Below are 19,900 nucleotides of genomic sequence, written 5' to 3'. Positions count from 1 at the left end.
CCCGATTGCGATTGCCTTTTTGTCATTCACTTATTTAGATAACTCACGAATTGGATCGAAGAAGCTGTCATCCGCTTCTACAAACTGCTCTTTATCGGTTTTTGTGAAAAATCCACCGTCAGCATCTTCTGGAACGAAAACTTTATCATTATTGTAACTTCTTCAGAAGTGAAAGCTTCAGCTAATTTTTGTTTTTCTTCATCAGAAATGTTATCTGAGTTAATTGCAACTGGTGCGTTCAATACAGGTGTTACAGAGATTAAGACAAACTCTTGATCAGCGACTGTGTTAAATGGGGCAGCAGCATCTGATTTAACTTTGTAAATAGCACCTGGCTTATTCGCTTCGCCTTCAACAAGCTCTACATAGTTTGCTACACAAGTGTCACAAAAGGCAGCGACTTCAGCTTTTTCAGTAAGAAGGTTGACTGCAGAACCTTGGTGTGAACCGCCGTACATAACTTCGCTAAAGAAAGGTCCGCCTTCTAATAGATCATCTGTCGTTAAATCTTTATACTCGTCTTGCTCACCAAAGTAAGAAACAATTCCTTCAGAAGGGACAACGAAACCAGACGTTGAGCTGTTTGTTACGAATGAGAATGTTTTGTCCGTGATGTTATCCATAGAAAACTCAGATCCATCTTTATAAGCATCTTCATTGCCTTTCTTAACGGCTAACCAGCTGTAGTACACAGCATCTTCTAACGTACCAGAAGGCCCACTCGGTACAACAAGCGGCTCGACGCTCTCATTTTTATTACGGGCTTCAATATACCCTTGTGCGCCCATGTAAGATAGATCAGCGTTACCATTCGCAAGTGCTTCGATGGCAACAATATAGTCAGTTGTCGTTTTATGTTCTACTTTTTTTCCAGTCGCTTCTTCAACAACTTTACCAAGTTCTTCACGAGCATCTTTTAAATCAGCAGCCGATTCGTTCGGGTACCATGTCATCGTTAGTGTTTCCTTACCGCCGTCTGAAGCTTCACTTGAAGATTCACTGGAGCCTTCGTTTGAACCGGAATTTGAACCGGAGCTTGCACTTTCTGAATTTCCTGCTGACGAGCAGCCTGCAATAACAACGCTTAGTAACACAGTAAATAAAATTAAAAATGCTTTTTTCATTTTGCTTATCCTCCTATTATTCATCATGCTTTTTAGTTTCATCGCCCTATCTTTTTCAAAGTTCATCAGTCTATAAAAACACTTGAGTTCTTCTTGTCGTTTGTCTTAGGGAAGATGTTGTCAAATACTCTTTTTGCACTGATTATGTACTTCACTCGCGTCGACATTGTCATCACCCCTTCGTTACATCACGACCCCCTCTTTTGAATGCATCTACGTGATACAATACGCTTCAGATAACTCCCAAGCGAAAACCACACAAACCCACATTTTGAATCTTTTTGGTCACAATTAACCTCCTTTGCTCATACATAATACCTCACAATTGTTAATTTCGTGTAAAGGTAAGATAAATATTTATGTTTAAAACATAAATTCCCACAATTAAGCAACATCGCAAAAAAATAAGCGAAAACGCCGCATTTCAACAATGCGTACGTCTTCGCTTATGAGTGCGACATATTTACCATCTTTACAAACTACGTTAATTTCGTAGCAATATATTTCGTTTCTAAGAAAGCCTCAATGCCTTCAACGCCTCCTTCACGACCAAGACCGCTCTCCTTCATCCCTCCAATGGTGCTTCTGCTGCCGATGGTACACCTGAATTCCAACCGATAATGCCATAATCTAATGCTTCGTATAGATACGTCCCGCGAGAAATACTTTCCGTGAAAAAGTAGGCAGCCAGTCCGAAGGGCGTGTGATTGGCCAATTGAATCGCTTCATCGTCCGATGTAAATCGTTGAATTGGGGCAACCGGTCCAAAGGTTTCTTCTTGCATGATTCTCATATCACTAGTCACATCCGTTAACACAGTGGGCATATAGAACCAACCACCATCTTTATATCCCTTTCCACCGCTAAAGACGGAGGCGCCTTTAGATCGGGCATCTTCCACATGTTCAGTGACCTTCGTATATCCGTCTTCATCAATTAATGGACCGAGATCAACATCGTTCATCCCGTTTCCAACAGAAAGTTCGCTCACCTTGTCATTGAAACGCTCAACAAATGCATCATAAATGCCGTCTTGCACATATATACGATTCGCACATATGCATGTTTGACCTGCATTTCTAAATTTAGAAGCGATCGCTTCATCGACGGCATTGTTGAGGTCAGCATCATCTAATATGATTAGAGGGGCATGTCCACCTAGCTCAAAGGATACGTTTTTCATTGTATCTGCGGCAGATTTCATGAGCTCTTTTCCGACTTCTGTCGAACCGGTAAAGGTCAGTTTGCGCACGTCCTCACTTGCCATAATGACCTTTGTAAATGCTTGTGATGAAGCAGGGATCACGTTAACGACACCGGCTGGGATACCAGCTTCCTCACACAACTTAGCGATTTTGAGTGCCGTTAACGGCGTTTGGCTAGCAGGCTTAATCACGATCGTACATCCGGCAGCAAGGGCAGGCGCGAGCTTGCGCGTAATCATCGCTGCCGGAAAATTCCACGGTGTAATGGCGGCCACCACGCCAACAGGCTGCTTGATCACTTGAAGGCGCTGCTCTTTCTTAGGAGAAGGAATGGTTCGTCCGTAGACTCTTCTTGCTTCCTCTGCGAACCAGTCGATAAATGAAGCGGCGTAGAGGACCTCTCCTTTCGCTTCCGCATAGGGTTTTCCCATTTCTTCGGTCATGCATGTAGCGAGCTCCTCTTGTCGATCAAGCATAAGTGTATACAACGTCTTCAAATACGAAGCGCGTTCGTTCGCTGGTGTTTTCCTCCATGACAGCAGTGCTTCGGAAGCAGCTTCGACGGCGGCTTTCGTCTCTTGTTCTCCTGCCCTCGCAACTGTAGCCACATGTTCACCAGTCGCCGGGTTAATCACGTCAAGTGAATCGGTGGCGTCAGCTACCCACTTACCATTGATATATAAAGAAGTTAGCATACGATGTCATCTCTCTTTCTATTGGCATTTATTAAACGATTCCACACATCCAATTGACCTTAAACACCTTTTGCTATTTTACGGTATTGACCAACTCTCCAATTCCAGCAATCGTAATCGCTACTGTATCTCCTTGCCGTAAAAACATCGGTGGGTTCATCCCTTTTCCGACACCCGCTGGCGTACCTGTTGCAATGATATCTCCTGGTACAAGAGTCATCCCTTTTGACAGCTCCGCAATAATTGTTGGAATGTCAAATATTAAATCTTTGAGCGAACCTCGTTGCCGAAGCTCTCCATTGACTCTTGTTTCAATGGTCAGTTTAGTGACATCTGGGATCGCATCTTTTGAAATCACATATGGTCCGATCGGACAAGTCCCATCTAAACTTTTACCTAAATAAAACTGCTTATGTTTCGTTTGTAAATCTCTCGCCGTCACATCATTTAAAATCGTATAACCAAAAACGTGTGTAAAAGCATCTTCTTGATTGATCGCTCGGCCTTTTTTCCCAATAACCACCGCAAGCTCTCCTTCATAGTCGAGCGCAGCTGTCACACTAGAATGCGCTGGAATGGGGGATTGATGACCAATGATCGTACCCGGACCTTTTGTAAATACTACGGGTGCTTCAGGGAGCGACGCGTCTTTTGTCATTTCCGTCACATGGTCTGCATAGTTTTTGCCTATACATAACACATGTTTGTATGGATTTGTTAATGGCGGCTGCAAAGCAACCTCCCCAGGGTCGTACGCATAATAACGAAGTGTCTCAAAATCAAAGGAGAGGAGCTTAGAAACAATTCCCTCCACATCATAATGCTCCAAACATTCCAATAAACTAGAGGGTAATTGGCTTTCAGGCGACAACGCATATGTTGCTCGTCCTACATCTAGCAAACGTCCGTCTTCTAGTTCTACACCAACAAACGATACTCCATTGATGACGCCTTGCATCCATTTCATCTTCGTTTCCTCCAATTTTATAAATCATTTATTTCAATCATGACGTTTGCAAAGCATTCTTCATATTCAACACGAAGACTGAATATGCTTTTGTAATAAAGGCATCTCCTAAAGCTTAAACTCGCTTAAAGGAGGAAGCTATGCCAGCTATTGTCGGTGCAATTAAAATCAATTCCGTTGGCTCAAGTGGTGTTTTTCATGTCGGTGACGTGTTTTCCATTGCGCCTAAAAGCTCAAATAAGACATTTTCAGGGGCAGGTTCATTTAATACAGGTAATGGTATTACTGTATCCAGTTATCAAAGTGCTACGAATACGTTCGACAGTGATTTATCCGATCAAAATATTGCAGGTAATTTATAGGAAAGGGGGGAGAGACAGTGCGCCTACACATCCATCAAAGCATTGTGATTAACTCCATTCGAATCGAAGGGCTTACCAACTCCTCCGTTTTTCAAATCGGCACAACAGGACAAATTCAAGCGCTCAGTAATTTATACAATACGGGAGGATACACTGAACCAGCTCCGTTACCTGGTGAGATTGCTCAAGAACCGCCCTTTGTCCCTTTACAACCCCCTGCTCCCTAATCACTACGATTGAATAAAGTCACAAAAAGAGGCACGACAATCAAGGAGGAGCTTATGGTTTATTCCAACCAGCACCCTTACCACTTTCAGCAGCTTATTCAACAAATGCAACGACACGAAGAACAGATACGTGACATGACCTCACGTATTGAACAACTTGAAGCTAAACTAACTTCCATGATGTCTACTCCAACGATGCATGTCGATCGAATTGAATATAAATTTGATCAACTTAAAATAGAGACGCTTTCCGGATCACTTTCTATAGGAATTTCACCACAGGATATCGAGGAGTTTTCCCCGCCGACATCGACCCCAAGTGAAAAAGAACCTGCAAATGGGGGATTCTCTGACACAGATGATCCTCTCGTTGTTGAATTACAAGATATGACGAGACAGTGGATCATGCAAGAAGGGCCTCAGCTTATCGAACAAATGCAACACAATCATCGAATGAAGCCGAATCATGAAATGACAGAGCATATGCTAAAAGATGTGTCTACACAGCTGCCTGCTCGGATTGGCTATTATGTACGTCACATTCGCGATTCAGACTCAAATGTATCAGATAATGCATTGAAGCAAGAGGTGTTTAAACGCATGAAAAAAGATATACACACGGCCTTTCAAATGTTTTTACAGCATTTACCTACACATCAATCAGAGGAGGAATCAGAATGAATATAGAAGTTGTCAATTATGAAAATAAACAAGGGACGATAGAGGTAGGTGCGGTCTCTTCATCATCTCTTTTTCTAATTGGTGACGCTGAAACACTTGTGCTGTCCTCCATGTTTGACACGCCGCCTGAATCATTAATTATTGGTCCTTTCGTGCCGCTAACGCCTCAATGATGAACACCCGTACATCGCTTGTTCAAAATATACAAATTGTTACAGTCAGCTCATCTAGCGTCACACAAATTGGTGACTCGTATCGTATTCAGGCGAACAGCCAAACCATTGCCGTACAACGAGAAGAAGAAATATTTTTTGGAAACGAGGGGGATTTCACCGACTCGTTTTTCACGAAACCTTTTCCTTATCCACAGCCTGAAACAAACGTCCAACTGCGTCGCATTCAGGCATCCCCTTACCTTTCTGTTCAACGCATCCGTTTCATCGGTGTAGCTGCTTCATCCGTCGTCCATATCGGATCTACTCATCATGTTAGAATGGAGAGCCGAGTGAAGCATATTCGAGATCTGCTCCCAAGAGTTAATTGATGCTTGCAACCTCTTCCTTCTGGCATAAAAGGGATGGCCAGACGAAGGGTGAAAACGCTCATAAGAATAGAACGAGCCGAGCAATGACGGATAACTTACTACCCGGAAACGCTTTGCAGACTAGACGCGACGGCGCGTGAAGAAGCGAATTAAGCCTTAGTTCATGAGCAGACGAACGAGCCAACCCCCGACGGATAATAGCGTTTGTCAACAGACTAATTTATTCTGTACGCACCGAACAGCAATCGCGCGCATACTTTGACCATAAAGGAGGGGTCTGATGCCTTCAATTGTAGGTGCCGTCAAATTTAACTCTGCCGGTAGTGGCGTTGTCAATTTTGGAGATTCGTTTTATGTTTCACCAAAACATACATCAAAATCGTATCATGGAGCAGCTTCGAACATCACAGGAGACTTCTCGATTCAAAACTCAGGTCTTTCCTCGACAAATACGTTTGACGCGGATCCAGTCGATCAAAATGTCGTGTCGAATGCATAAACGTTAGCGACGCTTTCTCTTACGGCGATTCGCTGTTCTAGTTCGCGGCAACGTTGTAGGAGGCTGTTTACGAATCCACTTTATATACGCTTCTATATCTGGATGGCAGCGAAGTGATTCAATCGTATGATAGGAATGAGCGAGTTCAGCATTCGTAAATAAAGCATGAATTTGCCGGTGGCACGGTCTACAAACGTCTGACGTTTCTAAATGTGTGCCACCTTTTTCTCTTGGAATTAAATGATGTACTGTCGTCTCTACACCTCGACGACCACACAATTCACAATGTCTTTTTGAGATAAAGCTACACCTCGACTTTGACAATACTCCCTTGTCCCGCAAATGAAGGAGGACTTACCGTCAGTTTGCGTACTAGACGCTCCTGTAATTCAGGGACATGACTAATGAGGCCGATGGATCTCTTGTCATCATGAAGTCCTTCGAGTGCTGATACGACAGTATCGAGCATAGATTGATCTAGCGTACCAAAACCTTCGTCAAGAAAGAAAAATTGTAAAGGGTATGTGCCTCTTAATTGAATTTGAGCAGAAAGAGCGAGGGCCAGGGCGAGAGAGGTCATAAACACTTCTCCGCCTGAAAGGGATGAGACAGGTCTGCGACTGCCACCGTTAAATCATCGCGAATGACAAAGCCGCCAGCTGAGTCCACTTCAACAGCATACCTTCCTTTTGTCAGCTCTCTCAGTCGGCTTGTAGCATCTATGCATACATTCATTAACTGCTCTTCAGCAATAAATTCAACAAAGCTGTTCCCCTTAAGTACTTTTTCAAGCGTCTCGAGATTTTGAAAATCGCTCTGACATTGCTTTCGTTTGCGCTGGATCAGTGTAAAACGATCGTGCTTTTTACGCAGCGTGGACAGCGCTTGATCACAAAACCCTTTATGTTCAACAGCTTTTCGCCATTGATCACCCCAATATGCTTTTTCCCGAAGAAGTTCATTCCATGCCTCTTCAGAAACGAAGGACGAGCCTCTTTTTTGTCGCAGACGCTCTACCGTCGTCTTTGCTTCTTTCCATTCCTCATGAAATGCTGTCAATTGATCATCCCACAGGCTTTTTTGCTCATTCGTGACAATCGCTTGCTGCACATCGCGTTCAGATTGAAAAGAGGACGCTTGTAGCGCTTCGGCAAAACGCTTCTGCAAGTTAGTTTCATGAGCTTGAGCCCGTCTTTCCCATTCACGGTGGCGCTGCAATTTTTGATCTGCCTCTACTTGTGCTTGCCTTGCCTCGTTGCACGCTTGCTCAGCTTTTTTACGGTGGTGATGCATGACGTTCATTTTGTTTTCAATTGATTGAAGTGCTTCTTTGACATTGTTTTCTCCATCAAGTACCGCTTTAATTTTCGCTTCTCCCTCAGTGATTTCCGCTTCGACCTTTCTCTTTGACTCTTGACGATATTGCAAGCTCAATTGGTGCCTCTCTAGGGCATGGCGATTGTCGGCTTGCTGTTGTTTCATCGACTCAATCTTTTTGTGGCTCTCATGTAAAGACGCTTCAAGTTTAGCTTTCGTTTCTAACCTGCTGTCCATTTCCTTTTTTGCTCGATCGTAATTTCGCAGTGGCAGCCAGTTCCCACACCTAGAGGTCCACTCTGTTTCCACTTCTTTATTTCTTTGTTCAGCATCATGCTTTTCGTCCGCTTTATGCTCCACACGTTTTAACGCGGCTAGATGCTGTTCTTTTGCAGCCGCAGCATTCGCTTGACTTTCTGTATACTGCAGCATGAGGGTATAAAGATGTCGGGCGCTTTTGGCAACAGCAGCTTCTTCTTTTTTAAGGGATTCTTCTTCCTTTAATGCCTGTTCTTCAAGCAGCTCAACAGCTGTGAGTTTCGTCTCCATTGATGGCAAATTTTTATGTACACCTTCCGCGTCAGCAATTTTCCGCGCGAAAGTTGGCAAGGTTTGAGACAGTTGATCAGAGCAGTCTTGCAAGCGGCGAACGACTTGTTGCCACCGTTCTTGAAATTGTGTCATTTGCTGAAGAACGGTAGACCACTGCTTCTTCTCATGTTCAGCTCTGGACGTTGCCACTTCTCTTGTTGCCGGGGCAGGGTGATGATGAGACCCGCACACCGGACAAGGTTGATCATGATGTAAAGTCTCTGCCAATTCTTTCGCCATGATTTCTTGCTGTAGGCGTTGCTCTTCCGATTCAATCTGATCTATTTTTTTCTGCACCGTTTGCACCACTGTTTTTAATGCTCTTAATTGATCTGTTGCGCCCATAAAACGATTTTGCAATTGGTTGTCCACTTCATGCAGTTGATGTGTGATTGATTCAACCTGTTTTTGTTCCTTTTGTAGCTTTTGCTCAGTAAGGACAGCCTCTTTTTTCGCCTCAATCCATTCTTCTGTTCTATGATCTAAAACCTGCTTTTTCTCATAGGCAAGCGGATAGTACTCATTTACGAATTGAAGAATATCCTCAGGCGGAATGTTAGACATCACTTCTTCAAACTGCTTGTGAAGCAAGGCGGATTGCTCCTCCTCAGCAATTTGCTTGGCTGCAAATACCTTGTTCTCTTTCTGTAATTCTGCACATGCCTTTTCGTAGGTCTTGCACTGTGAAGTGAGCTCAGTTTGTTGTTCCTTTAACTCAGTGAGCCGCTCTTCAATCCCTGCCACGTTCTCTAAGCGCAGTTGCCTTTGTAATAGATTTGGATACGCATCCGCATAGTTTTTTTCGACCTGCTCATAACTCGCTTGGTGTTTTTCCACCTCTGCTGTCGCCTTCTCCTCGGCTTGAACCGCTACAGCTTTTGCTTGAGTTGCCTCTGTTTTTTCTTTTCTTGCTTCGAGCAGGGTATCAAGCTGGGGCTTAAGTGTATCAGCCTCTTTAGCCCGATTCGATTTTTCCTGAATAGATGCCATGCCTTCTTCTTGTTTTTTTAGCTCTTCAATTTTAGCAATGGCAACACGCTCCTCCTGCTGCCATTCTCTTACCTGCTTCGCAAAAGCAATGCTCTTCTCAACCGCTTCAACGTTTTGCCTAGCTTCATTCTCGACTTTTTCTGCTTGCTTTAGTGCACTTTCTGCTGTAGCAACAGCTTCACTGGAAGCATCCCCGATCCCTGAGAGCTCTGCATCCATTTCTTTTAAGTCTGCAAGCGTCTCTGCTTTACTATTTTTCACATTCTGATTTAACTGGTCCCCGTACTGCTGCAACTGAAACAAACGCTGCAGCATTTGTCTCCGCTCACTCCCTTTCAGCGAAAGGAATTCAGCAAATTTTCCTTGCGGGAGGACGACGGCTCTTGTAAAATCATCGTTTGTCAAACCGAGAAGATTTTCGATTTGATCGTTGACATCCGTTGCTTTATCAGAAAGAACGACAGGCGAATCAGAAGACACATCAAGCAAACGACAAAGCGTCGTCTGCATACGTTGTTCTCCTGTACGCTTGTATTTTCGTTCTACCCGATACGTTTTTGCCTGCTCTGCGTTTTCTAAACAAAATGTAAAGGACACTTGTAACGTATTTTCATTCATGTTCATGATGCCATAAGTATTGTGCTCCGCACGCTCTACTTTTCCATAGAGCGCCAACGTCATTGCATCTAAGATAGAAGATTTTCCGCTCCCTGTTGGGCCAAATATTCCAAATACGCCTCCCTCACAAAGCGCCGTGAAATCAATCGATTGTTTTTGACGGAAGCTATTCAACCCTTCAATGGTCAGTTGTACTGGCCTCATAAATATCCTCCTTCCCTTCTTCAGCATCGTTTCTCTGAACAAGCGCCATAAAGAGCGATAATACCGCTTCGTCTACTTCCGCTCCACCTGTTTGTTGGCGATAAAATTGTTTAAAAAGCTCATCGATTGGCAGTGATGTTCTCGCTGTCTCAAATGAACTCTTTGCTTGTTCAGGAAAAACGGGATGAATATGTATGATACCAGGATGGGCTTTTCGCAAGGCATGTATCGTATGCCCGTCAAGTACATCATGAACATGTATACGTACATCCAGCCAGGCTTTTGCATCCTTCCCTTCGTCAATCCAACGAAACACTTGAGATATACCTTCAGTCGCTTCCCATCGAACAAGCGGCCGACCACTCCGTAAGAAAATTTCTTCAACCGAAACCGGTTCATTTGGGCTGGCCTCAATGATCGTTACCGATTTCGCATGCTGGCTTTCTTTAAAACTATACGCAAGGGGGGAGCCGGAATATCGCGCCAAAGGGTTCCCTTTTAACGTTTGTGGGCGATGTAAATGCCCTAAAGCAACATACTGTGCTTGCTGTGGGAATTGATTTGTCTCTACAGTATAAGCGCCTCCGACCTCAATCGGACGCTCAACCCCTTCCGCTCGACCACCAATTGCAAACAAGTGACTTGTCGCAATCTTGACCGCATCGGTCTGGTAAGATGCATTCAATGAACGAAAAAGAGCGCCGACTTTTTCGTTATACGCTTGCTGAAGCGCATGCTCATCGATCTCTTTACTTAAGTAGCTGGCGAGACGAGATTCGGAAGGATAAGGTAGCACCGCTAGCTGTAAAAGCTCCTGTTTTTCTCCTAATGGCATTGACGCCATCGTTGGAACTGGTGGCCCCCATATATAAATTCCTTGGCTTTCGGCGATTGACTTCGCTGCGATTAAACGTTCGGGATGATCATGATTTCCAGCAATCACAAACAAAGGACGTTTTGGAGACGCCATTTTTAAAGCGTAATTGTAAAATAACGTTTCTGCAGCAGCTGAGGGATTGACTGTATCAAACACGTCGCCAGCCATTAAAATCGCGTCTACTTGTTGATCATCCGCAATCTCTAAAATTTCTTGTAAAAAAGCTTCCTGCTCCAGCATGCGATCCCTGCCCTCTAGGGATTTCCCCAAATGCCAATCGGCAGTATGCAAGATTCTCAACGTGTCTCCCCCTTTATCAAACTAGAAAACATTTCATCCACACTTGCCTCGGGCACTTCTATTGCTTCGTGCACGTCCATAAAATACAAATAGCTTTGAAGAACAGGTGTCCGCCAAATTTGCTGCAGTGCGTAGCAATAAAGCTGAATTTGACGTCGATAAGCTTCTGTTAACCTTTGAATTCCTATCGCTTTATTTTCATAGCGTCCGAGAATTCGATCTGTCTTGTAATCTAAAAGACACCAACCATCTTCTTCCTCCCAAACGATGTCAATCATCCCTTGAATCATGATCGGATCTTCGTCATCCCCGAGGCCGAGGAGTTGAGCTGAAAGACCATAGGTGAAAGGAATTTCTCGAAAACGCGTTTTGCTCGTTGAATACGCTCAATCACCGGATGCTCAAAAAAAGGAAACAACTTTTCTGCATCTAGCGACTCACGTTGCTCAGGCGTCAGCTGTTTTTTATGAACGAGCGCCTCCAGTTCTTTTGCAACGTCCGAAACTGTATGGATCGATTGCCAATTTATTCGTTGCAATGCCGCATGCAGTGCTGTCCCTCGCTCTGCCGGTGTTAACGATGATTGTTTATCCTGCATAAAGCGTGGACGCTCCATTGACGAAGAGCGTACCGACGGGACTTGCAGCATCGGCATCTGGTCATAGTCAAACATATGTTCATCTGTAAGATCCATTTTTCTCTTTAACTCTGTAACCGTTTGTTTAGCCTTCGCTTTTGTAAGATGAAGCTTACCGTACTTCCATGTAAGTCGCGCCTCGACCGTGGCACTCATTACATCATCCACTTCGACAGCATGACCTTGCTGCACGGTATCAAAGGCGAACGGTTTTTCCGCTGAAGACGACTTACCTTTTAATAATGAAGACTGAGGGATCACTTCCACGGATACAACCGGGTCTTCATTAGCTTGATCAGGCAATAGCGCAGGGTATAGCCAGTCTATATAGGCTTTCGCGTCTACCCGAACAGCTTCTGGTAATCGTCCATCATGTCTCATCGCTGCGCTCAATTCATAAGCTTGAATCGTTTTTTCTGCATTGTTCAGTGTTCCAATCATACAAAGCTTCTCACGCGCACGTGTCATTGCGACATAAAGCACTCGCATCTCTTCAGCAATTTGTTCCTTTTTTAACTGTTCTATGATCGCAAGCTGTGCCAGCGTTGGGTACCGATACCTAGACTCCGGCCGAATCATTTGCGTTCCCAGTCCAAGATGCTGGTGAAGCAACAGTTTTCCTTTCACGTCCTGCCTATTAAATGACCGGCCAAGTCCAGCAAGTAAAACAAAAGGAAATTCAAGCCCTTTACTTTTATGGATCGTCATGATACGCACGACATCCTCCTGCTCACCTAAAGCGCGTGCTACTCCAAGATCGTCTCCACGTTCTTGCATCCACTCAATAAAGCGTAAAAACCGAAACAACCCTCGAAATGACGTGTCTTCATATTGTTTTGCCCGATCATATAAAGCACGTAGATTTGCCTGCCTCTGCTTTCCGCCAGGCAGTCCTCCGACAAAATCGATGTATCCTGTATCTCTATAGAGCTCATAAATTAAATCAGCAACGGACAGCGAGGTTGCACGTTTTCGCCATTTTTTCAATCTCCCTAAAAACAGCTGGAGTGTCGTCACGAGGGCATGATCGCTTCCTTCGGATACGTATGTCTCCACAGCTTCAAAAAAAGAGCTTTTTCGATCAACTAAACGAATGTTTGCTAACAGCTCTTCATCCAAACCGACAATCGGTGAACGGAGGACACCCGCTAACGGAATATCTTGATACGGATTATCAATGATTTGGAGTAAAGAGAGCATAACCGACACTTCAGTCGCATCAAAATAGCCGCCACCTAATTCAGCATATACAGGAATCCCTTCTTCCCGTAGCGTGTCCATGATTGCCGAAGCCCACGGCATTGATCGCAGCAAAATGACGATATCCCGATACTGCGCAGGCCGGCTTTGGTCACTGTCTTTATCGTAAACAGCGTAAAGATCAGGCCGAGATACCCATGACTTAATTTTTTGCGCGATCAGACGCCCTTCAAACACAGCTTTATCTGTCTCTTCATCCTCAATGTGTACGTTTTCTGCTTGATCAGCACCATCAATCACCAATAACTCTGGAGAAAAATGGTTGTTCTCGGTATATGTACCTCGCAGTCCTGCTACTAGCTCTGCGGAGGAATCATAGGCGATGCCGGCGACCTTTTCATCCATAAGCTGACGAAAGACAACATTCGTGGCCTCTAAAACACTTGCCCGACTTCGAAAATTCATGGCCAAATCAATTTTTTTACCACCTTGCTCAGTTGAAAATAGCCTGTACTTCTCTGTAAAAAGTGTAGGCTCTGCTAAACGAAATCGGTAAATAGACTGCTTTACATCACCGACCATAAAACGATTTCCCTTTTCCTGAGCTTGCCGGGATACTAATTCAATAAGCGCCTCCTGAACGAGGTTTGTATCTTGGTACTCATCGACCATCACTTCTTCAAAGAACTCACTTAGACTACACGCAGCTTCTGAAGGAATGACTTTGCCAGGTGTAGATTCAGGCGCTCTTAAAATCGCTAACGCCGCATGTTCTAAATCAGAAAAGTCTACAACGCCCCGCTGCTGCTTTTTTGCTTCATACCGTTGATGGAATTTAATGACAAGCCGTTTAAACTCACCGACTACTGGTGCTAGCTTAAGCAAATCGTCTAAATAAGAGTCAGGCTTTCTTGCAAAATACGTTGTATATACGTCGTTCCAGTCTTTTTTTATTTTGTTCCTTATGTTCGTTACGGCTGTTTTTAGCTCTTCATCTACACCATCATTCTTTCGGATAGACGGTAAGCGTGTAAACGGACTGTTGGCACTGATCTCTGCAGCTTTATTCCATGAATGTTGACATGCGTTATTGAATGCTTGAATGGTTGCGACTTCGGTTTCCAGCTGATTTAGATATGAGGCAGGACCGCCATCCTGTCCACAAATTAAACATGCTTCTTTAAGTAAGGCTTCCCAACTGTTTGCCTTTACTTGAACTGCATCCAAAACCACTTGACCGTACATCGAATCATCGATTGTACCTTCGCCTTCATGCTGATACATCTCTTGCAGGGATTGCAGCCAATGAAAGGGCCACGGGTGCGCTCGCGAAAATTCATATAAACGTTTAATGTACTGGGCCACATCTATATCATGACGATCGGCGCTATAGCGATCAACCAAATCAAAAAACGCCTGGTTGTCTTCCTGCCCGTACTCTGTTTCCAATAACTCTTCTAAGGCCTCTTCCTGAAGGAATTCCATCTCTGTCGGATCTCCAATTCGGAAAGCCGGATCAATATCGGTGATATGGTGATATTGCCTAACTAACTTCATACAGAAAGCATGCAATGTTGAAATCGACGCACGATTAACGAGTAACAACTGTCGACGTAAATGCAACGAAGAAGGCTGTTTGATTAACTCTTTTTCCAAAGCAGACGCAACCCGACTTTTCATTTCCGCAGCCGCTGCATTTGTAAAAGTAACGACAAGCATACGATCTATATCAATAGGATACTCGTCATTTGTTACTTTTTGGATAATTCGTTCGACGAGTACGGCTGTCTTCCCTGAGCCAGCAGCAGCAGAAACAAGTAGTGATTGTCCTCCATCGACTATGGCTTGCCATTGATCTTTCGTCCATTTACTCCCTAGCGGTGGGGCAAAGTCTTCATTCATTCTCTTCTCCCCCTTCTTCTCCAAGCTGCTCAATCATGTGATGAATGACATTTGCATCTTTATCTGGGAAAAGCAGACGAGCCTTATTTTCAGCTAATGATTCGTCTACTTGGCACACTTTTTTAAATGCACAATACGTACATGGCGTCTGATTTTTATAAACATACGGAGATATTGTCGTCTGACCCTCCGTAATTTGCAATCCAATTCGCTTCATTAAAAAGCGAGCATATTTTCTAAGCGTCGTCATGTTTTCCGTACTGATTACCGAGGAATACGCATCAAAGCCTCCGTCCTTCTTTCGTTTGAATGGAGCGATCTTTGACTTTTCACTCTGTTGTACGCTCTGGTCCATCATTGATGCGACTGTATCATCAGCGAGCATGTAGCCCTTCATCCGAAATTGCTCTAGCACTTTCTCTTCAATCGTCTCTCGGGAATCGTTATAGCTTCCACTCACGAGTGGATTATGAATATGAAAATATAGCATCCCCGCAGGAAGAGCACTTTTCTCATCTAGCCACTGTACTGCTTCACTTACGATGACATCTAAATACACGAGCATTTGTAAGGAAAGTCCATAATACACTTCAGCAAGGCTCAGCCCTCTTGCACTTGATTTGTAATCAATGACCCGCAGCAAAGGGCCTTGATCGGTTCGGGCAATATCCACTTGGTCAATTCGCCCAACCAACTGCATCTTCACCCCATTACTCAGTGTGAAAATTGGTGAATCAATCTCCTCGCCAGGACCAAACCCCACCTCATTTTTAAAAGGTACAAATCCACTTTGCTGCTGGTGTGAGCGGAGCACCATTGCCGTTCTTGAAACAATACTTTTAAGCTTTTTAAGTACATACAAATGACGTGAACTGCTCAAGAGAATCTCTTTTTGAATTCTTGGAGCAAGTTTTTCTACTGTGTTGCTAGCAAGCTCTTCACATTCTTTATCTGCGAGATCGCTCCAGCTTTTCTTATTGTTTTGTAAAAATACGTTCATTTCTTTAATTGCGGAATGAAATAATTCACCGATATCAGGAGCGCCAAGTCGAAAAACAGCTCGTTCTTTCAAACCAAGTCCATACCCCGAAAAGTGGGAAAAAGAACAAGCTTGAAAGGTCTCCATTCGCGAAACGCTTGTTTGAATTTTGTCACCGTACAGCTGCCGACTTGTTTCTTTCGTTAAACGCTTCGCCTCGTTTTCAAAAAATAGACTTTGCAAAATCATTCGGCTCAGAACTTGCCATTCTTCATGCTGCATAAAAAAATTGTACGCAGCCCACCACGTATCATGAACAGGATACCCCCGTTTAGCATGCGACAGCTGTGTCGCTAATAAAGACAGTGCTTGTCTTGGGCGAACAATATAATTCATTTGCGCCTCCGGTAAATCCTCTGACGGATCTCCAACGATGATACGCTCCGATTTGGTTGTTGGAAACATTTCATTTAATCTTGCAATCCATTGAGAAGGCATTAACGTCTTTCCTTCTTCATCAGCGAGCGGATAGGTGACGTATAGTTTAGCTGAAGCTTTTGTAAATGCAGTATAGGCCATAAACGTCTCATCAGCCATTCGCTGTCTAGAGCTTGGTGCTAAAGAGAAGCCTTCTTCTTGCAAATGCTCCCGCTCCTCCTCACTCAATAGACTGCTTTCTTGAACGTTTAACGGGAGAACGCCATCATTTACGCCAAGGACAAAGGCCGCTTGAATTCCAGTCACCCGCGACTGATCGAGTGTAGCAACAATCACTTGATCTACAGCAGGAGGGACGAGCGCAAAATTTAAGCTCTCCAGCCCGGATAAAGTCACTTCCTTAAAAAGGCTGAGCGACATACCTTCCTGGCCAGATGTTTCTACAAGCTGATCAAACAAATCAATGATTGCTTGCCATGCCTGTTGATGCTCGCGTGCCTTGACCATATCGCCGCTGTCTTCATCTTGCTCAGCAAGCTTTTCCAACGTTTTTACGACCTCTGTTTGCTCAAGAAATTCAAATACAGCGATGCATCGCTCTTTCACGGTTTTTGCTTTTTTGAGATCGTCATCCAGTTGAATTAATCGGCTATAGATTTGTTTACGAACGGTATTTAAACGATTTTCATGCTGAACTTCTTCGTCAGTTTGGACGCCTCCAGTCGCTCCACGGTATCTGCGATACTCCCAATGCTGCCCCCAACGTTTAGAACCATAAATTCCGTATGCCAATACATGATTTTCCAATTGATCAACCGTTGGGCAATGCTCAATCAATAATCCTGTTTTGACGCAGCGAAATACGGCTTCGTAGCGCCAGCCCGTTTCTACAACCTCTAAAGCCGAACGAATATATTCAATGAGAGGATGGGAAAGCATCGTTCTTTTCTGATCAATAAAAAAAGGAATGTCGAGTTCTTCAAAAGTATTTTTTAACAAATGGGCATACGCGTCCATGTCACGGGAAATTACCGCAATATCTTTATATCGATACGCTTCATCACGGACGAGTGAAAGGATTTCTCGTGCACACGCTTCTACCTCAGCTCTTCGACTCACCGCTCCTCGAACACTGATATTTGTAGATTGATGAAAAGGTTGAATGGGTAATGTATTCAAATGGGCTTCAAGATGGCGAAGACCTGCATCTTCATAAAATGATTTATGCAATTTTACGGGTTCCTCAATGGCAATCCCTTCTGACCTTGCTTCTTCCAACAATTTATAGACAGCTGCATGCGTCTTGCGAAACATGCTTGAATGTTCAGGAGGAAGCTCAGGATCCCCCTCCATCGTAAATGCAATTGAAAAACGAGCAGAACCTTTGATGAGAGCAAGTAAAAGTTGACTTTCTAAGGGCGTAAACTCATTAAAACCATCCACATAGATGTGTGTATCTTGAAACATTGATGATAATTGCAATTGTTCAGCAGCCATTCGTAACAAATCTTCTGCATCCGTATAATGACCTTGGAGCGCTTTCTCCAACCCACTATACATTTTGGCTAGGTCATTTATCTTTTTATTTAATAAACGCTGACCCTGCCAAGTGTCTGCACGTTCTTCAGCACTCATTTCATAAGCAGACACATCGTCTGCAGTCATTTGGTATCGTTTTAGTTCCTGAAAAAACGCGTAAACGTCTTGAATAAAACCATGCTTAGAAATAGAGGAATGGTATACGAGCAAATCATCTTTCACCTTTTCAAAGCATTGACGCAAAAGCATGTGAACCCCAGTTTCATTAATAAAAGGCTGTTCCGCACCTGATGTTCCTTGCATGATTCTTAAAGCCAATCGAGAAAAGCTGAGCACTTCCGTTCCGAGCATACCTGGAAATTGAGGTCTTGAGATCAAAGAATACTCTGTTTGGTGGGTCATCTGGTCTGGTACAATGATGATCGTTTTACGATGGGGAAAATCGACCACGTTTTGTTCAATTTCATTATGTATAAAAGAAGTTTTTCCTTGACCAGACCTTCCAAGAATCAATCGAAGTGTCACAACCTACCACCTCCCTTAAATCTACTCATAGTATATCATGCGAACACACGTACTATCAAAAAAGACTGTCCGGCCATTCTTCTTACAACATATTTCATTGACCGCTATCATCCTTCATCTTATTTAAATTGTTTCGTGTACTAGACGATAAACCTAGTTTAGCAAACGTTTATAAACTTCACTAAACAATAGTAGTTTCCATTTTCTCTTTTAAACAATGATTCATTAGAAAAATATATTTGAGCCTGTGTCATCATAAAGATATTCATATTAAAGGATCTAATCATACATGGGAGTGTTTAATTTGGAAGATGAATCAATTTGTCCTTTGTGCTCTGAAAAAATAGATGAAGAGTTTGATTGGGAATGGGTTGAATTGTTTATCCAAATGAAAGAAGAGGGTATTTCGAAGGAAGAAGTGCGTCACTTTATGCGACATTATAAGCACAATCACTCAAATTAATAACAACTTACTATAAAATCGCGCCAACACCCCTATCATTATGGTATATTTCTAAAGAGGTGAGGCCGATGATAGGTGACGAAATTAAACGATTGCGTTTGTTACGGAATCTATCCCTCTCTGAGCTAGCCAGTCGAGCAAATGTGGCAAAATCATATTTAAGCTCAATCGAACGGGGCTTGCAGCAAAACCCTTCACTTGACGTGCTGAATAAACTTGCCAATGAATTAAACGTCCAGGTAACCCACTTTCTCTCTCACGCTGAAAAAGAAAATCTCCTGGACGATGGTTGGCTTCAACTTGCCAAAGAGGCGATGGATTCTGGTATGACTAAAAAAGAACTACGAGACTTTATTGAGTACCACCGTTGGCGTCATCAGAAAGAGCATCAGAAGTAGGCTTTTCTGCTAACTTTGCCTTCACAATAAGTCGATGTGTCGGATTAATCATAGGATCACATGTAATTAATGTTAACTCCGAAGATTCTCCTGAAGGCTCTAAGACTGAAACGTCATTAGGCAAAACTCTCGTAGTCTGTTCTACGATATAGATATAAGTTTCATCTGCAGTTTGAACAATGACTTGATCTCCATCTTTCACTTCATCTAAACGATTAAAAAATTGGCCTTCAGTAAAACTGCGATGGGCTGCCACGGCTGCGTTTCCAACACTGCCGATTGGGGCTGTCCCTTTCATCCGTCCTGCAGCATACTTCATATCTTCAAGGGATGCCCCATTGACAACCGGCATGTTAGCCTCAATTCCCGGGATGGTTAACTGGGCAATTGCTGAAGAAGTAGCCGTCTCGGCAGTCACACTACTGTCAACAGGAGGGCCATTTTGGAAGATAGCGTCCAATGCAGAGTTACTTTCCTTGCGTTGAGCCGCTAATGTGTTCAGTAGCTCAGATTGCTTTGCGTCAATTTTTTGACTTTGAACAATTGGATAAAAAATAAGGGCAGCACCTGCTATCAGACTAGAAAATGCTAATACCCATTTTCCAATTCGCATGATCA

15 protein-coding genes and 4 pseudogenes are annotated in these 19,900 nt (G+C 43.6%); 8 read left to right on the top strand and 11 right to left on the bottom strand.

The genetic code is table 11. The annotated features are described in order from the left end of the window. Positions 1 to 30 precede the first annotated feature (30 nt). The 3 genes and pseudogenes from G4V62_RS05945 to G4V62_RS05935 all read right to left on the bottom strand — a co-directional run bounded on the left by G4V62_RS05945 (position 31) and on the right by G4V62_RS05935 (position 3,991). Positions 31 to 1,124 (bottom strand): annotated as a pseudogene (locus tag G4V62_RS05945) (PhnD/SsuA/transferrin family substrate-binding protein). A gap of 479 nt (positions 1,125 to 1,603) precedes the next feature. After that, positions 1,604 to 3,024: pseudogene (locus G4V62_RS05940) on the bottom strand (NAD-dependent succinate-semialdehyde dehydrogenase). Between the two features lie 73 nt (positions 3,025 to 3,097). Next, entirely contained in the window at positions 3,098 to 3,991 is an 894-nt protein-coding gene (locus G4V62_RS05935) for a fumarylacetoacetate hydrolase family protein (protein ID WP_165200187.1), read from the bottom strand. Between the two features lie 140 nt (positions 3,992 to 4,131). Here G4V62_RS05935 and G4V62_RS05930 point away from each other — a divergent pair, with 140 nt between their 5' ends. The 6 genes from G4V62_RS05930 to G4V62_RS05905 all read left to right on the top strand — a co-directional run bounded on the left by G4V62_RS05930 (position 4,132) and on the right by G4V62_RS05905 (position 6,304). Further along, positions 4,132 to 4,353, top strand: a complete 222-nt coding sequence (locus tag G4V62_RS05930; RefSeq protein WP_165200185.1) for a spore germination protein — start codon at positions 4,132 to 4,134, stop codon at positions 4,351 to 4,353. Positions 4,354 to 4,370: 17 nt separating this feature from the next. Beyond that, the gene (locus G4V62_RS05925; protein ID WP_165200183.1) at positions 4,371 to 4,580 is read left to right on the top strand and encodes a spore germination protein GerPB; all 210 of its coding nucleotides are present in this window, start codon (positions 4,371 to 4,373) and stop codon (positions 4,578 to 4,580) included. A gap of 54 nt (positions 4,581 to 4,634) precedes the next feature. Continuing rightward, positions 4,635 to 5,261, top strand: a complete 627-nt coding sequence (gene gerPC / locus G4V62_RS05920) for a spore germination protein GerPC (RefSeq protein ID WP_165200181.1) — start codon at positions 4,635 to 4,637, stop codon at positions 5,259 to 5,261. Further along, positions 5,258 to 5,434 carry a spore germination protein GerPD gene (locus G4V62_RS05915; protein WP_165200179.1) on the top strand — a complete coding sequence of 59 codons (177 nt, stop codon included), beginning with the start codon at positions 5,258 to 5,260 and terminating at the stop codon, positions 5,432 to 5,434. The genes gerPC and G4V62_RS05915 overlap by 4 nt, the downstream gene beginning before the upstream one ends. Next, positions 5,431 to 5,805 carry a spore germination protein GerPE gene (locus G4V62_RS05910; RefSeq protein WP_246218282.1) on the top strand — a complete coding sequence of 125 codons (375 nt, stop codon included), beginning with the start codon at positions 5,431 to 5,433 and terminating at the stop codon, positions 5,803 to 5,805. Before G4V62_RS05915 ends, G4V62_RS05910 begins: the two co-directional genes overlap by 4 nt. A gap of 280 nt (positions 5,806 to 6,085) precedes the next feature. Continuing rightward, entirely contained in the window at positions 6,086 to 6,304 is a 219-nt protein-coding gene (locus tag G4V62_RS05905; protein WP_165200177.1) for a spore germination protein, read from the top strand. Between the two features lie 3 nt (positions 6,305 to 6,307). Here G4V62_RS05905 and G4V62_RS05900 read toward each other — a convergent pair whose 3' ends face one another. The 7 genes and pseudogenes from G4V62_RS05900 to addB form a co-directional block, all read right to left on the bottom strand. Continuing rightward, positions 6,308 to 6,583, bottom strand: a complete 276-nt coding sequence (locus G4V62_RS05900) for an HNH endonuclease (protein WP_281358004.1) — start codon at positions 6,581 to 6,583, stop codon at positions 6,308 to 6,310. 25 nt (positions 6,584 to 6,608) lie between these two features. Beyond that, positions 6,609 to 7,087, bottom strand: a pseudogene (locus G4V62_RS21040) (SbcC/MukB-like Walker B domain-containing protein); the annotation flags it as partial. 2,379 nt (positions 7,088 to 9,466) lie between these two features. Then, positions 9,467 to 10,024 (bottom strand): annotated as a pseudogene (locus tag G4V62_RS21035) (AAA family ATPase); the annotation flags it as partial. Further along, positions 9,999 to 11,201 carry an exonuclease SbcCD subunit D gene (locus G4V62_RS05885; protein ID WP_165200171.1) on the bottom strand — a complete coding sequence of 401 codons (1,203 nt, stop codon included), beginning with the start codon at positions 11,199 to 11,201 and terminating at the stop codon, positions 9,999 to 10,001. The pseudogene G4V62_RS21035 and the gene G4V62_RS05885, both read right to left, overlap by 26 nt. Continuing rightward, on the bottom strand, positions 11,198 to 11,554 hold the full coding sequence (locus G4V62_RS19765; RefSeq protein WP_312855442.1) for a PD-(D/E)XK nuclease family protein: 357 nt from the start codon (positions 11,552 to 11,554) through the stop codon (positions 11,198 to 11,200). The genes G4V62_RS05885 and G4V62_RS19765 overlap by 4 nt, the downstream gene beginning before the upstream one ends. Further along, positions 11,488 to 14,940: a helicase-exonuclease AddAB subunit AddA gene (gene addA / locus G4V62_RS05880; RefSeq protein ID WP_246218281.1), complete on the bottom strand. Its 3,453-nt coding sequence runs from the start codon at positions 14,938 to 14,940 to the stop codon at positions 11,488 to 11,490. Before addA ends, G4V62_RS19765 begins: the two co-directional genes overlap by 67 nt. Then, the gene (gene addB / locus G4V62_RS05875; protein WP_165200169.1) at positions 14,933 to 18,421 is read right to left on the bottom strand and encodes a helicase-exonuclease AddAB subunit AddB; all 3,489 of its coding nucleotides are present in this window, start codon (positions 18,419 to 18,421) and stop codon (positions 14,933 to 14,935) included. Before addB ends, addA begins: the two co-directional genes overlap by 8 nt. A 304-nt stretch (positions 18,422 to 18,725) precedes the next feature. On the opposite strand from addB, the gene G4V62_RS05870 reads away from it, so the two are divergent. Next, a complete protein-coding gene (locus G4V62_RS05870) occupies positions 18,726 to 18,884 on the top strand; it encodes a hypothetical protein (RefSeq protein ID WP_165200085.1) in 159 nt (52 codons plus the stop codon). A 68-nt stretch (positions 18,885 to 18,952) separates the two neighbouring features. Next, positions 18,953 to 19,282 carry a helix-turn-helix domain-containing protein gene (locus G4V62_RS05865; RefSeq protein ID WP_165200167.1) on the top strand — a complete coding sequence of 110 codons (330 nt, stop codon included), beginning with the start codon at positions 18,953 to 18,955 and terminating at the stop codon, positions 19,280 to 19,282. Here G4V62_RS05865 and G4V62_RS05860 read toward each other — a convergent pair. Then, positions 19,236 to 19,895: a class D sortase gene (locus G4V62_RS05860; RefSeq protein WP_246218287.1), complete on the bottom strand. Its 660-nt coding sequence runs from the start codon at positions 19,893 to 19,895 to the stop codon at positions 19,236 to 19,238. The two genes, G4V62_RS05865 and G4V62_RS05860, sit on opposite strands and share 47 nt — an antisense overlap. Positions 19,896 to 19,900: the final 5 nt, after the last annotated feature.

This window comes from Litoribacterium kuwaitense (assembly GCF_011058155.1).
Classification (GTDB): domain Bacteria; phylum Bacillota; class Bacilli; order Bacillales; family DSM-28697; genus Litoribacterium; species Litoribacterium kuwaitense.
Note: the sequence above shows the minus strand (reverse complement) of the source record. Positions and strands in the feature narration are given on the sequence as shown.

Bases quoted from the DNA above. Each gene is read 5' to 3' on its own strand.
- G4V62_RS05935 (WP_165200187.1), bottom strand. From the start codon at position 3,991: ATGAAATGGATGCAAGGCGTCATCAATGGAGTATCGTTTGTTGGTGTA.
- G4V62_RS05930 (WP_165200185.1), top strand. From the start codon at position 4,132: ATGCCAGCTATTGTCGGTGCAATTAAAATCAATTCCGTTGGCTCAAGT.
- gerPC (WP_165200181.1), top strand. From the start codon at position 4,635: ATGGTTTATTCCAACCAGCACCCTTACCACTTTCAGCAGCTTATTCAA.
- G4V62_RS05915 (WP_165200179.1), top strand. From the start codon at position 5,258: ATGAATATAGAAGTTGTCAATTATGAAAATAAACAAGGGACGATAGAG.
- G4V62_RS05910 (WP_246218282.1), top strand. From the start codon at position 5,431: ATGATGAACACCCGTACATCGCTTGTTCAAAATATACAAATTGTTACA.
- G4V62_RS05905 (WP_165200177.1), top strand. From the start codon at position 6,086: ATGCCTTCAATTGTAGGTGCCGTCAAATTTAACTCTGCCGGTAGTGGC.
- addA (WP_246218281.1), bottom strand. From the start codon at position 14,940: ATGAATGAAGACTTTGCCCCACCGCTAGGGAGTAAATGGACGAAAGAT.
- G4V62_RS05865 (WP_165200167.1), top strand. From the start codon at position 18,953: ATGATAGGTGACGAAATTAAACGATTGCGTTTGTTACGGAATCTATCC.
- G4V62_RS05860 (WP_246218287.1), bottom strand. From the start codon at position 19,895: ATGCGAATTGGAAAATGGGTATTAGCATTTTCTAGTCTGATAGCAGGT.